Consider the following 12,321-nt stretch of genomic DNA (forward strand, 5'->3'; position numbering starts at 1 on the left):
CGCCACCGCCGTCACCATCTTCGCCCCGTGCTTCGCAATACCACCCGCCTCGTACTCCCGCCCCACCATGAACCCCGAGATGTTCTGCAGGAACACCAACGGAATCCCCCGCTGGTCACACAACTCGATGAAATGCGCCCCCTTCAACGCCGACTCCCCGAACAACACCCCGTTGTTCGCCACGATCCCCACCGGATGACCATGCAACCGCGCCGTGCCGGTCACCAACGTCGACCCGTACTCCCGCTTGAACTCCGCGAACCGACTCCCGTCCACGATCCGCGCGATCACCTCCCGCACGTCATACGGCGTCCGCGAATCCGTCGGCACCGCCGCATAAAGGCCGGCCGGGTCGACCGCGGGCTCCTCCACCGCCGCGACCGGCCAGGGCCGCGCCGCCCGCGGGGCCAGGTTCGCGACGATCCGGCGCACCGTCTGCAGGGCGTCGGCGTCGTCGTCGGCCAGGTGGTCGACGACCCCGGAGGTCTTCGCGTGCAGCAGACCGCCGCCGAGGTCCTCGGCGGCGACGACCTCTCCCGTGGCCGCCTTGACCAGCGGCGGCCCACCCAGGAAGATCGTTCCCTGGTTGCGGACGATGACCGTCTCGTCGCTCATCGCCGGGACGTAGGCGCCGCCCGCCGTCGACGAACCGAGCACCGCCGCGATCTGCGCGATGCCGGCCTTCGACATCGTGGCCTGGTTGTAGAAGATCCGGCCGAAATGCTCCCGGTCGGGAAACACGTCGTCCTGCATCGGCAGGAACGCCCCGCCGGAGTCGACGAGGTAGACGCAGGGCAGCCGGTTGTGCAGCGCCACCTCCTGCGCCCGCAGGTGCTTCTTCACCGTCAACGGGTAGTACGTCCCGCCCTTGACGGTCGCGTCGTTCGCGACGACGACGCATTCCCGTCCCGCGATCCGACCTATTCCGGTGACGATGCCCGCACCCGGCGCGTCGCCGTCGTACATCCCGTCGGCGGCCAGCGGGGACAGCTCCAGGAAGGGGCTGCCCGGGTCGAGCAGCACCTCGATGCGCTCACGCGCCAGCAGCTTGCCGCGCTCGACGTGCCGGCGCCGGACGGGCTCGGGGCCGCCCAGGGCCGCCGCGGCGAGCCGCTCGCGCAGCTCGGCGACGAGCGCGGTGTGGGTCTCGGAGTACCCGCGCGCCGCGGGCGAGGCGGCGTCGACGGCGCTGCGCAGCGGCGGCCCGGTGAGGTCCTCCGCCGCCGCGGCCCGTGCGCGCGCGGCGGCCGGACCGTCGCCGACGTTAACAGTCGCTAACATGGGTCCAGATGTTAGCGCGCGCTAACACCTCCGTCGACTGTCCGGCCCGGCTGGGACGTCCGCCACCGACCGGGTACTTCCGGCCACCGACCGGTGGGCCGCGCTTGGTAGCCTCTGCCCGAAGGAGGACCACATCGTGCCGTCGCGTGCCACCCGGGTGACGCCCCCGGCGGGTCTGGCCCCCACCTTCTCCGACGCCGCCACCTCCACCGCCGCGACACCGCCGGCCCCGGCGCCGGAACCCCATACCACCCCGGCCGCGGTCGCCCTCGACGCGACCCGCCCGGCACCCACCTCGCCCGTCACCGTCCCGCCGTCCACCCCGGAGCCCGACGCCGATCAGCCCGCGGCGCCCCCGGCCCGCCCGGACCCGGCCCGCCCAGATCAGACCAACGCGGACCCGACCGCGGCTGCGCCGGTTCGGCGGGCTCGCAGCGGGCGCCGGGACGACCTGCTGCAGGCGGCGGCCCGGCTGTTCGCCGAGCGAGGGTTCCGCGGGGTCGGCATCGAGCAGATCGGCGCCGCCGTCGGCATCCGCGGTCCCGGGATCTACCGGCACTTCGCCAGCAAGGACGCGATGCTCACGGAACTGCTCGTGGGCATCAGCCAGCATCTGCTCCACGGCGCCCAGACCGTGCTGAGCGCGGACCCGAGCGCGGCCGACGCCCTCGACCGCCTCGTCCGCCGACACGTCGAGTTCGCCGTCGGCAACCCCGACCTGATCGTCATCCACGACCGTGACCTGCACAGCCTGCCGGCGCCGGACGAGCACGAGGTCCGCCGGCTCCAACGCGCCTACGTCGAGCTGTGGGTCGGCGTGCTGCGCCGCCTGCGCCCGGAGCTGACCGCGCCCGCCGCCCGCGTCCGCGCCCACGCGATCTTCGGCCTGATCAACTCCNCCCCGCACAGCTCCGGCGCCCTCGACCCCGCCGTCAGGGCCACCACGCTGCACGCCATGGCGACCGCCGCAGCCACGGCATAAGCCTCCGCCGGGTGGGACTGACTCGGCCGCGCGCGACGCGGATGGTTACGCGGGTGCGGGCGCGGGCGCGTCCTCGGCGGCGAGGCGCTCGCAGCGTCGCTTCCCCCACTCACCCAGCGAGCGGAGAGCCTCGTTGAGTGACGTACCGTGCTCGGTGAGAGAGTACTCGACCCGGGGTGGGACCTCCCGATACACCTCGCGATGGATCAGGCCGTCTGCCTCCATCTCGCGCAGGTGCTGGATGAGCATCTTCTCGCTGACGCCGGGAAGGCCGCGCCGCAGCTCTCCGAACCGCCGGGTTCCATGGTTGTTNAGCTCCCAGAGGACCAGCGACTTCCACTTCCCTGACACCACGTCCATACCGGCGTCTATGCCGCAGACGTAGGGACCGCGCCTCGCGCTCGTCGCCATCAGACCCTCCACCTCACCTCAGCTGGACACATACTTCCCGGTAAGTATTGAACAAAATTGTAGGTACTTGTCGAAGGGGAAGGTCCGGGCGGAGGGTCGGGACAGCACGACAGTCAGACCACCAAACGGAGCAAGGGACAGTTCATGACGACCCGTACGACCTTTCTGGGNCTGGGCGCGATGGGCAGCGCGCTCGCCGCCGCGGCTCTCGACACCGGCCGACCATCCGTGGTGTGGAACCGCACTCCAGACAAAGCACGGGCCCTGGGCGAGCGTGGCGCCACCGTCACCGAGACCGTCGAGGAGGCGATCACCGGCGACGGGGTGGTCGTCGTGTGCCTGCTCGATCATCAATCGGTGCACGCTGTGGTCGATCCTGTCGCCGCACGTCTGGCCGGACGTACCGTGATCAATCTGACGACGACGACACCGAACCAGGCTCGCGGGCTCGCGACGTGGGCGGCAGAGCACGGCATCACCTACCTCGATGGCGCGATCATGGCCGTACCCAGGATGATCGGCCATCCGGATGCGGCGATCTTCTACAGCGGCCCCGAGGCCGCCTTCGGGGAGAACCGGGACCTNCTCGATCTGTGGGGGCGAAGCGACTACTTCGGGACTGACCCCGGCTTTGCCTCGCTCCGCGACATGGCGATGCTCGTCGGGATGTACACGATGTTCGCCGGTTTTCTCCACGGCGCGGCGATGGTCGGTGCCGAAGGAGTGTCGGCAACCGACTTCGCCCGTCGGCAGGGGCCTTTCCTCGCCTCCATGNCCGGCCAGCTGGCCGATCTCGCCACCGCAGTAGACGCCAAGGAGCACGCCGGGGCGGGCCAGCAGAGCCTTGAGTTCACCGAAGCCGCGCTGGACTTGCTGGTGACGGCCAGCCTGGATCAGGGCGTGAGCATCGAGGTGCTACGGCCCGTCCACGACATCGTGCACCGGCAGGTCGCCGCCGGGTANGGCAGGCAGGGCACCGCCCGCATCGTCGAGGCGCTCAGGAGCACCCGGTGAGCGGCGAGGGCGGACTGTCCTCCGTGACGGTCATCGGCCTTGGCCCGATGGGTCGAGCGATGGCCGCGTCCCTGCTGCGGTCCGGCCATCCGGTGACGGTGTGGAACCGCACCCCGGGGCGCGCCGACGACCTCGTCGCCGGGGGCGCCACGCTGGCGCCCACACCGACGGCCGCGGTCGCCGCCAGTGAGCTGACGATTCTCAGCCTCACCGACTACCAGGCGATGTACGACATCCTCGGCCTGGGCGGCGCGACCTCACGAGCCTCGAGCGTTCTGGCCGGCAAGGTCCTGGTCAATCTCAGTTCGGACACGCCTGATGCCTCCCGGGACGCGGCGCGATGGGCGGCCGTACACGGAGCGAGCTTCGTGACTGGAGGCGTGATGGTGCCCGCTCCCGCCGTGGGCGGTCCAGGGGCACACGTGTTCTACAGCGGGCCGCGTGCGGTGTTCGACGCGCACGAGCCCGCCCTCAGACAGATCGGCGAGCCCAGGTACCTCGGAGCGGACCCAGGCCTGGCCCAGCTCTTCTACCAGGCGCACCTCGACGTCTTCCTCACCGCGCTGTCGAGCCTNCTGCACGCCACCGCGCTCGTCGCCGTCGCCGGTGTCCCGGCCGCCNACTTCCTACCCGGCGCGATGGAACTCCTCACCGGCATACCGACGATGATCGGAGACGGACGGGACCTGGCCCGGCGCCTGGAGGCCGGCGAACACCCCGGCGACCTCAGTACGGCGCGGATGATGGGCGCCACAGCGAACCACATCGTCTGGACGAGTGAGAAGGCCGGCATCGACACGCGGCTACCGAAAGCCGTCAAGGCGCANTACGACCAGGCCGTCCTCGCAGGCCGCGCCAGCGAGAACTGGACCGTTCTCTACGAGTTCCTCAGAGCCGGCGGNTGACGACAACCCAGGACGGCCGGTGCTACCACCGGGCCATGCACACTGCTTATCCGGGGATGCCGGGGATGGTAGGGCCGTGCTGGGGTGTGCGGTTCCGCGGAACCGCAGCTGCTACTTGCCCGCGGTGACGGCGACTTCCGCGCCGGGCGCGTAGGTCGTCACGTTCGACGGGATTGCCTTGAGCTCATCGATCTTGGCGCAGGCCGGGCACTGTGCGTAGCCCGACTGACGCTGGCGGTTCGCCTCCGCCTCAGCCTTCGCCTCGGCGACCCGGGCCTGCGCCTCGGTGATCCGGGCAAACGCCGCCTGGGCGCTGTTCACTGCTCCCTGGACGTTCTCCGGCAGCGTGACCCGAGCCAGGGTGAAACGCAGGTTCTCCAGGAACGGGCCACCGAGATTGTCGTTGAGGTCGGTGGCCAGCGACTTGTTGATCGCGTTCTGGACGGCCTGGATGTTGCCGTTGCTCGACGCCGCGTTGAGGGTCGTCTGCGCCCCGGCCTGCTGGTTGGCGCCCATCTGGACCAGGGCGCAGGAGGAGACGAGGTCGGCGCAGGTGAAGTTGTTGATCTGCTCGCGCAGGTCGTTGTCGATGACCGGCCGGATGATCGCGCCCAGGAACGCCGACCAGCCGTCGTCACCGGACCAGGCGTAGTAAAGCTTCCCACCCTTGCTCGCCAGCGGGAACTTCCTGGTGCCGAACTTGTCGTCGAACCGGCGTAGGACGTCGTGGTCGAGGTTGAGGGTGAAGTAGAACGTGCCCTCGATCCCCATGCTCACGCCGTCCTTCGACGGTGTCGTCACGACGTCGACCTTGCCGCGGTCGCCCTCACCGGCGACGGACGTGATCGTGTAGTAACGCTGCTGCGCCGGATAGTTGTGCATCGAGGAATACAGGCCGACGTAGGTCCTCGACGAGNCGGGATTGACGATCTGGCGGATCCGGTGATTGTCGAACGGGCCCCCGTTGCGGACCACCGCGATCTNCCCGCCCGACGTCGACGCGAACGAACCGAGCGCACTCGCCCCCACGACCAGCCCGAAGATCACCGCCACCACCCCGACGACGGCACCGGCTACGAGCCCGACACGCCTACCTGACGCCACGCACGCTCCCCTGACCGACGATGCGACCCGTGGTCAGTATGTCCCGTATCCGTGGCCGGTCGACGGACGTGTCGGATAGCCGTCCCGGATCCCGTTCCACCCGGAGACGGTCGGGTCAGTNGAGCTGGAGGGTGAGGTCGGGTTCGGTGGCGGCGCGGACGTCGTCGACGGTGACGCCGGGGGCGAGTTCGCGCAGCACCAGGCCGCGGCCGGGGTCCACGTCGAGGACGGCGAGATCGGTGATGACCCGGTGCACGCAGGCCCGGCCCGTCAGCGGCAGGGAGCACTCCCGCACCAGCTTGTGGGTCCCGTCGCGGGCGACGTGCTCCATCATCACGATGACGCGGCGCGCGCCGTGCACGAGGTCCATCGCGCCGCCCATCCCCTTGACCATCTTCCCGGGAATCATCCAGTTCGCGAGATNGCCCTGTGCGGACACCTGCATCGCGCCGAGCACCGCGACGTCGACATGCCCGCCGCGGATCATCCCGAACGACGTCGCCGAATCGAAGTACGACGCCCCGGGCAGCACGGTCACCGTCTCCTTCCCGGCGTTGACCAGGTCCGCGTCGACCCGGTCCGGGGCCGGGTAGGGCCCGACGCCGAGGATGCCGTTCTCGCTGTGCAGCACCACCGTCACATCGGCCGGCAGGTAGCCCGGCACCAGCGTCGGCAGCCCGATCCCGAGATTGACGTACTGGCCGTCGACCAGCTCCCGCGCCACCCGCGCGGCCAGCGCCTCCCGCGTCAGCGTCATGCCGTCACCGTCCTGCGTTCGATCCGCTTCTCCGGGTCTGGCGCGTGCACGACGCGCTGGACGAGGATGCCCGGGGTGTGAATCTGATCCGGGTCGAGCTCGCCGGGCTCCACGAGCTCCTCGACCTCGGCGATCGTCACCCGGCCCGCCGCCGCGCACAGCGGGTTGAAGTTCGCCGCGCTCGCCCGATAGATCAGGTTGCCGTGCCGGTCGCCGCGCCAGGCGTGCACCAACCCGTAGTCGCAGACGATCCCCCGCTCCAGGACGTACTCGGTGCCGTCGAACACCCGGGTCTCCTTCGGCGGCGACGCGAGTGCCACCCGGCCGGAGGCGTCGTGGCGCAGCGGAACACCACCCTCGGCGACCTGCGTGCCCACCCCGGCCGGGGTGTAGAACGCCGGGATGCCCNCCCCGCCCGCGCGCAGCCGTTCGGCGAGCGTGCCCTGCGGCACCAGTTCAACCTCCAGCTCACCGGCCAGGAACTGCCGCTCGAACTCCTTGTTCTCCCCCACGTACGAGCCCGTCGTCCGCCGGATCCGCCCCGCCCGCAGCAGCAGGCCGAGCCCCCAGTCGTCGACCCCGCAGTTGTTGCTGACGGTCTCCAACTCGCGGACCCCGGCGGCCAGCAACGCGTCGATCAGGACGCTCGGGATGCCGCACAGCCCGAACCCCCCGACCGCCAGCGACGCCCCGTCGGGGATGTCGGCCACCGCCAGGGCCGCACTCGCGACCACCTTGTCCACCCGCGCACCCGCCTCCCGCACCAGTCGGCGGCACCACACCGGAACCGCCTGCACGTTAGCGTCCGCTAACCCAGACGAAGTTAGCCACAACTAACATTCCCGTCCAGCCCCACCGCCCGATCAGGCTCGGGCGACGGCGACGGCGACGGCGACGGCGACAGCCGAGTCGGGCCGAGCCGGGCCGGCCGCTCCCGTAGCCCGGCCGGCGNACCGTGACCCGCCGCGCGGCGCCGTCGCTAGCCCTTCAGGCCGGCGAGGATGCGGGAGATCACCTCGGGGGTGATGGGGGCGGGCGAGTAGAAGCTCACCCGGTCGGCGATGTCGCCGACACGCGCCCGGATCTGCTTCGGGATGTCCTCCGGGGTGCCCCGCNCCGTGAAGACCTCCAGCACCTCCTCGGTGACGAGCGAGCCGAGATCCTGCCAGCGGCCGTCCCGGGTCAGCTCGTAGAGGTCACGCTGCAGGCCGCCCCAGCCGTGTAGTTCCAGGACCGCGCTGTAGGCGGGGGTGGAGGCGTAGAAGGCGAAGTGCTGGNGCAGCTTCTTCTCCGACTCGGCCAGCTCCTCGTCGGTGTCGCCGGTGGCGATGAGGGTGGGGAAGGTCAGTTCGACGTCCGAGCGCTTGCGCCCGGCCCGCGCCAGGCCCCGTTCCAGCGCCGGCAGGGTCACCTCGCGCACGAACCGCTCCGACGACAGGCCGTGCAGCAGGATCCCGTCGGAGACCTCGCCGGCGACCTCGGTCATGCGCGGCCCGAGGGCGGCGAGCTGGATGCGCGGTGTCCCGTACGGGTTGGGCCCGGGGTTGAAGAACGGCGTCATCAGCGTGTGCTGGTAGAACTCGCCCTGGAAGTCCAGGCGCTCGCCGTCGTTCCAGCACCGCCAGATCGCCTGGATGGCCAGGACGATCTCCCGCATGCGCTTGGCCGGCTCGGACCACACGGCGCTGAAGCGCTTCTCNATGTGCGGCTTGACCTGCGATCCGAGCCCGAGGACGAACCGGCCCCGGCTGATGGTGTGCAGGTCGTTGGCGACCATCGCCAGGTGCATGGGGNTGCGCGGGAAGGCCACGGCGACGCCGGTTCGGATCATGACGCGTTCGGTCGCCTGCGCCGCGAGGACCACGGGCAGGAACGGGTCGTGCGCGGTCTCCGGAACGTACAGCGCGTCGTAGCCCAGGGACTCGAGTTCGCGTGATCGGCTGGCGATGTCGTCAAGATCAGCCCACAGACCAACGTCGACCTTCACGTCCACTCCTTAAGTTGGATCAGATAGATGATTTGAGTAAGCTACCTTAATAGTCGCTATCGTGGCAGCGGCGCCGACGGTCGGCTGCGTCACGGGCCGGCCCGACGGCGCCGCCGCGGTCCGCCGGACCGTCCCCTGCCGCGAGCGCCATCGGGCCGAACGGCGTTTGCTGGTCGAGGGTGNCGCCGGCGCCCAGGGATCGACCGGCGCCCAGGATCGAGAGGAGACCGCCCGTGCTTCCGGGTGTGACAGCGGACCAGAAACTGTTCGCCGAGACGGCCGAGCGCTTCATCAGGTCGACCTGCCCCGTCTCCACCGTGCGCCGGGTGGCGCAGCGCGAGGAGGAGCTCGACGGCGGCTACTTCACCGAGATCGGCGAGCTGGGCTGGCTGGCGCTGTTCGTGCCCGAGGAGCACGGCGGCGGCAGCCCGTCCGGTCAGCCGGTCCTCGACGCCGGCCTCATCGCCGAGCAGCGGGGCCGCTACCTGCAGCCCGGGGGCGTCGTCGGGGCCAACGTCGCGGCGCTGGCGATCACGCTCGGCGGCACCGGCGAGCAGCGTGCCCTGCTCGACGACCTCGCCGGCGGCAAGGCCCTCGCGGCCTGGGCGCTCGGCGACCCGGTGGGTGGCTGGGAGGCGTCGGCCGGCGTCGAGGTCCGCCGTGACGGCACCGGCTTCGTCCTGTCCGGCACCAAGAGCCTCGTCCAGGACGCCCACCTGGCCGACTGGTTTCTCGTCAGCGCCGCGGTGGACGGCCGCCCGGCGCTGTTCCTGGTGCCCGGCAGCACCCCCGGGCTCACCGTCGAGCCACGGGCCGGGCTCGACCTGACCCACCGCTACGCCGAACTGGTCCTGCGCGACGTCGGCGTGCCGGCCTCCGCCGTGGTCGGGCAGATCGGCGACGACGATCTCGGCGAGCGGCTGCTGCAGGTCGCCACGGTGCTGACGGTGGCCGAGATGGTGGGCGCGATCGGCGAGCTGTTCGCGATGACGCTGGAGCACGCCCGCACCCGGGCCGCGTTCGGTCGGGTGATCGGCTCGTTCCAGGCGGTGAAACACCAGCTCGCCGACCTCAGCCTCGCGGTCGAGTGCAGCCACGCCATCGCCACGGGAGCCCTCACGGCCGTGCAGGAGCAGGCGCCGGACGCCGCNGAGCTGGCCAGCGCGGCCAAGGCGTTCGTCGGCGACGCCGCGATCGACGTCTCCCAGGGCTGCCTGCAGCTGCACGGCGGCATCGGCTACACGTGGGAGCACGACCTGCACCTCTACCTGCGCCGGCTGGCGACCGACCGGGTCGTGTTCGGCGACCCCGGCTGGCACCGCGAACGCATCTGCCGGCTGCACGGCCTGTGAGAAGGGGCGACGACCGATGAGCACACCGCGACGACCGGAGGGCAGGCGATGAGCGGACAGACGGCCGAGGGCCAGGCGGCGGGCGGGCAGGCGGCGGGCGGGCAGGCGGCGGGCCGGACGGCGGCGGGCGCGGTGCCCGACCTCGACGACTACCGGCGGCAGGTGCGGGCGTGGCTCGCGGCGAACCTGGATCGCCGGGACGACGACGCCCCGGCCCGGCTGCGCGGCGGCGATGCCGCCAACCTCTCCCCCGAGCGGGTCGCCGAGCAGCGTGCCCTGCAGCGCCGCGTCTACGAGGGCGGGTACGCGGGTATCACCTGGCCCGCCGAGTTCGGCGGGCAGGGCCTCACCCCCGCCCACGAGGAGATCTTCGAGCAGGAGAGCCGCGGCTACGTCGTGGCGGACCTGGGCATCGCGGGCCTGACGACCACCCGGGTCTGCGGGCCGACGATCCTCGCCCACGGCACCGACGAGTTCCGCCGCACCCACATCCCGCGGATGCTCTCCGGCGAGGAGATCTGGGTGCAGCTGTTCTCCGAGCCGGGCGCGGGGTCCGACCTCGCCGGGGTGTCGACCCGGGCGACCCGCACCGACACCGGCGACTGGGTGCTCAACGGGTCGAAGGTGTGGACCAGCGGCGCCTACTACGCCGACTACGGCCTGTGCCTGGCCCGGACCGATCCGACCGTCCCGAAGCACCGCGGGCTGACGTGGTTCGGTGTGCCGCTGACCAGCGACGGCGTGACGATCCGGCCGATCCGGGAGATCAACGGCAGCTCGGAGTTCTGCGAGGAGTTCTTCGACGACGTGGTCGTCTCCGACGCCAACCGGATCGGCGCCGTCGGGGACGGCTGGACGGTGGCCCGCACGATGATGGTCTTCGAGCGGCTCGGCGGCGACCCCGACGAGGCGCCCCGCCACACCGGCGCCCGCGAGCTCGCCCCCGACCTCGTCGCCCTGGCCCGCCGGGTGGGCCGCCAGGGCGATCCGGTGACCCGCCAGCTCATCGCCCGCGCCCATGTCATCGACCTCGTCAAGGAGCAGCTCGACGCCTACGTCGCCGCCCTGACGGAGTCGGGGGCGGCCAACCCGAACCTGGGCTCGTACTCGAAGCTCGCCGCCGGCACGCTCAACCCGGTCCGGGCGTCGATCGGCCTGGAGATCGCCGCCGCGGCCGGCGTCGTCTGGCATCCGCAGGACACCGAGGCGTCGACGACGGCGCTGAACTACCTCAACGGCCGGATCCTGGCCATCGCCGGCGGCACCAACGAGATGCAGCGCAACGGGATCAGCGAACGGATCCTCGGGCTGCCCCGGGAACCCGCCCACGACCTCGACCGACCCTTCAACGAGCTGCGCCACAACTGATCACCTGATCACCTGATCACCGCCGGGCCGGATCCGGCCGCCCGAAGCAGGTCGTCGGCCGCTCAGCCCAACTGCATCGAGCGGCCGATGATCTCCTTCATGATCTCGTTGGAACCGCCGAGGATGTGGCTGATCCGGCTGTCGCGATACATCCGGGCGATCGGATACTCGTTCATCCAGCCGTAGCCGCCGTGNAGCTGCACCCCGGCGTCCACCGCGGCGTCCTCCAGCTCGGTGGCACAGAGCTTCGCCGCCGCCGCCTCGACCCCCGTCAGCTCGCCGACGACCAGGGCTGCCAGGCAGGCGTCGACGAAGGACCGGGCCATCCACGCCCGGGCCTGCAGGTCGGCGAGGACGAAGCGGGTGTTCTGGAAGCTGCCGATCGGCTTGCCGAACGCCCTGCGCTCGCGGACGTAGGCGGTGGTGAGCTCCAGCGCCCGGAAGACGTTCTGGATCGAGGAGATCGCGATCGACAGACGTTCCTTCGCCAGGTTGCGCATCAGGTAGTGCAGGCCCTCGTTCTCCTCGCCGAGCAGGTTGGCGACCGGGACGCGGGCGTCGGTGAAGAACAGCTCGGCGGTGTCCTGCGAGCGGGCGCCGACCTTGTCCAGGCGACGGCCGCGCTCGAAGCCGGGGGTGTCGCGCTCGACGACGATGAGGCTGATCCCCTGCTCGCCGTCCGCGCGGGTCGTCTTCGCGCACAGCACCACCAGGTCGGCGAGGATGCCGTTGCTGATGAACGTCTTGGACCCGTTGACGACGTAGTGGTCGCCGTCGCGCACCGCCGTGGTGCGCATGCCCCGCAGGTCGCTGCCGGCGACGGGCTCGGTCATCGCGATGGCCGTGATCAGCTCGCCGCGGACGTAGCCGGGCAGCCAGCGCGCCTTCTGCTCGTCGGTCGTCAGCTCCAGCAGGTAGGGGCCGATGAGGTCGTTGTGCAGCTGGATGGCGAAGCCGCCGATGCCGGCGGAGGCGAACTCCTCGGCGACGACGGCGCCGTAGCGGGGGTCGTCGACGCCCGCACCGCCGTACTGCTCGGGCACGGCCGGGCCGAGCAGGCCCACCTCGCCGGCCCGCAGCCAGGCGGTCCGGTCGACGATGCCCTCGGCCTCCCACCGGTCGTTGTGCGGCAGGCACTCCTTCTCGACGAAGGTACGGGN

At 71.2% G+C, this 12,321-nt stretch carries 10 protein-coding genes and 11 pseudogenes; 6 read left to right on the forward strand and 15 right to left on the reverse strand.

Annotation, left to right across the window (positions count from 1 at the left end; translation table 11 throughout):
- On the reverse strand, positions 1 to 1,281 hold a 1,281-nt coding region (locus UK94_RS27230), incomplete at its 3' end, for a carboxyl transferase domain-containing protein (protein ID WP_055752081.1).
- 136 nt (positions 1,282 to 1,417) lie between these two features.
- Between UK94_RS27230 and UK94_RS33160 the strand changes: the two genes are divergently transcribed.
- Positions 1,418 to 2,179: TetR/AcrR family transcriptional regulator (locus UK94_RS33160; RefSeq protein WP_235490147.1), on the forward strand; the 762-nt coding region annotated here is incomplete at its 3' end.
- A gap of 129 nt (positions 2,180 to 2,308) precedes the next feature.
- On the opposite strand, the gene UK94_RS27240 is transcribed toward UK94_RS33160, so the two are convergent.
- On the reverse strand, positions 2,309 to 2,575 hold a 267-nt coding region (locus tag UK94_RS27240), incomplete at its 5' end, for a winged helix-turn-helix transcriptional regulator (protein WP_235490149.1).
- A 1-nt stretch (position 2,576) separates the two neighbouring features.
- A pseudogene (locus tag UK94_RS76565) lies at positions 2,577 to 2,674 on the reverse strand (transcriptional regulator); the annotation flags it as partial.
- A gap of 180 nt (positions 2,675 to 2,854) precedes the next feature.
- Here UK94_RS76565 and UK94_RS67080 point away from each other — a divergent pair.
- Together UK94_RS67080 and UK94_RS67085 are read left to right on the forward strand one after the other, a co-directional pair.
- Positions 2,855 to 3,258, forward strand: a 404-nt coding sequence (locus tag UK94_RS67080; RefSeq protein ID WP_235490151.1) for an NAD(P)-binding domain-containing protein, incomplete at its 3' end; no start/stop codon positions are given.
- A gap of 453 nt (positions 3,259 to 3,711) precedes the next feature.
- The coding region (locus tag UK94_RS67085) for an NAD(P)-binding domain-containing protein (RefSeq protein WP_268761674.1) at positions 3,712 to 4,262 on the forward strand (551 nt) is incomplete at its 3' end.
- 442 nt (positions 4,263 to 4,704) lie between these two features.
- Here UK94_RS67085 and UK94_RS27255 read toward each other — a convergent pair.
- The 10 genes and pseudogenes from UK94_RS27255 to UK94_RS67135 all read right to left on the reverse strand — a co-directional run.
- Positions 4,705 to 5,509: SPFH domain-containing protein (locus UK94_RS27255; RefSeq protein ID WP_235490154.1), on the reverse strand; the 805-nt coding region annotated here is incomplete at its 5' end.
- 309 nt (positions 5,510 to 5,818) lie between these two features.
- A pseudogene (locus UK94_RS67095) lies at positions 5,819 to 6,120 on the reverse strand (CoA-transferase); the annotation flags it as partial.
- Between the two features lies 1 nt (position 6,121).
- Positions 6,122 to 6,454, reverse strand: a pseudogene (locus tag UK94_RS67100) (CoA-transferase); the annotation flags it as partial.
- Positions 6,451 to 6,862, reverse strand: a 412-nt coding sequence (locus tag UK94_RS67105; protein WP_313949605.1) for a CoA-transferase, incomplete at its 5' end; no start/stop codon positions are given. The gene UK94_RS67105 and the pseudogene UK94_RS67100, both read right to left, overlap by 4 nt.
- A gap of 1 nt (position 6,863) precedes the next feature.
- Positions 6,864 to 7,197 (reverse strand): annotated as a pseudogene (locus tag UK94_RS67110) (CoA-transferase); the annotation flags it as partial.
- A gap of 236 nt (positions 7,198 to 7,433) precedes the next feature.
- A pseudogene (locus UK94_RS67115) lies at positions 7,434 to 7,569 on the reverse strand (LLM class F420-dependent oxidoreductase); the annotation flags it as partial.
- A gap of 1 nt (position 7,570) precedes the next feature.
- Positions 7,571 to 7,731: pseudogene (locus tag UK94_RS67120) on the reverse strand (LLM class F420-dependent oxidoreductase); the annotation flags it as partial.
- 1 nt (position 7,732) lies between these two features.
- A pseudogene (locus UK94_RS67125) lies at positions 7,733 to 8,153 on the reverse strand (LLM class flavin-dependent oxidoreductase); the annotation flags it as partial.
- Between the two features lies 1 nt (position 8,154).
- Positions 8,155 to 8,247, reverse strand: a pseudogene (locus tag UK94_RS67130) (hypothetical protein); the annotation flags it as partial.
- Position 8,248: 1 nt separating this feature from the next.
- Positions 8,249 to 8,447, reverse strand: a pseudogene (locus UK94_RS67135) (LLM class flavin-dependent oxidoreductase); the annotation flags it as partial.
- A gap of 239 nt (positions 8,448 to 8,686) precedes the next feature.
- On the opposite strand from UK94_RS67135, the gene UK94_RS27275 reads away from it, so the two are divergent.
- The 3 genes and pseudogenes from UK94_RS27275 to UK94_RS27280 all read left to right on the forward strand — a co-directional run.
- On the forward strand, positions 8,687 to 9,591 hold a 905-nt coding region (locus tag UK94_RS27275; RefSeq protein WP_235490206.1), incomplete at its 3' end, for an acyl-CoA dehydrogenase family protein.
- Position 9,592: 1 nt separating this feature from the next.
- Positions 9,593 to 9,793: pseudogene (locus tag UK94_RS67140) on the forward strand (acyl-CoA dehydrogenase family protein); the annotation flags it as partial.
- 48 nt (positions 9,794 to 9,841) lie between these two features.
- Positions 9,842 to 11,161 carry an acyl-CoA dehydrogenase family protein gene (locus UK94_RS27280; protein ID WP_095213033.1) on the forward strand — a complete coding sequence of 440 codons (1,320 nt, stop codon included), beginning with the start codon at positions 9,842 to 9,844 and terminating at the stop codon, positions 11,159 to 11,161.
- 62 nt (positions 11,162 to 11,223) lie between these two features.
- On the opposite strand, the gene UK94_RS67145 is transcribed toward UK94_RS27280, so the two are convergent.
- Together UK94_RS67145 and UK94_RS27285 are read right to left on the reverse strand one after the other, a co-directional pair.
- On the reverse strand, positions 11,224 to 11,355 hold a 132-nt coding region (locus UK94_RS67145; RefSeq protein WP_268761675.1), incomplete at its 5' end, for an acyl-CoA dehydrogenase family protein.
- A gap of 1 nt (position 11,356) precedes the next feature.
- Positions 11,357 to 12,320: pseudogene (locus UK94_RS27285) on the reverse strand (acyl-CoA dehydrogenase family protein); the annotation flags it as partial.
- Between the last annotated feature and the right edge of the window lies 1 nt (position 12,321).

The sequence above is a fragment of the Frankia sp. AvcI1 genome (assembly GCF_001420875.1).
Taxonomy (GTDB): domain Bacteria; phylum Actinomycetota; class Actinomycetes; order Frankiales; family Frankiaceae; genus Frankia; species Frankia alni.

Coding starts and splice junctions, on each gene's coding strand:
- UK94_RS27280 (WP_095213033.1), top strand. CDS start 9,842: ATGAGCGGACAGACGGCCGAGGGCCAGGCGGCGGGCGGGCAGGCGGCG.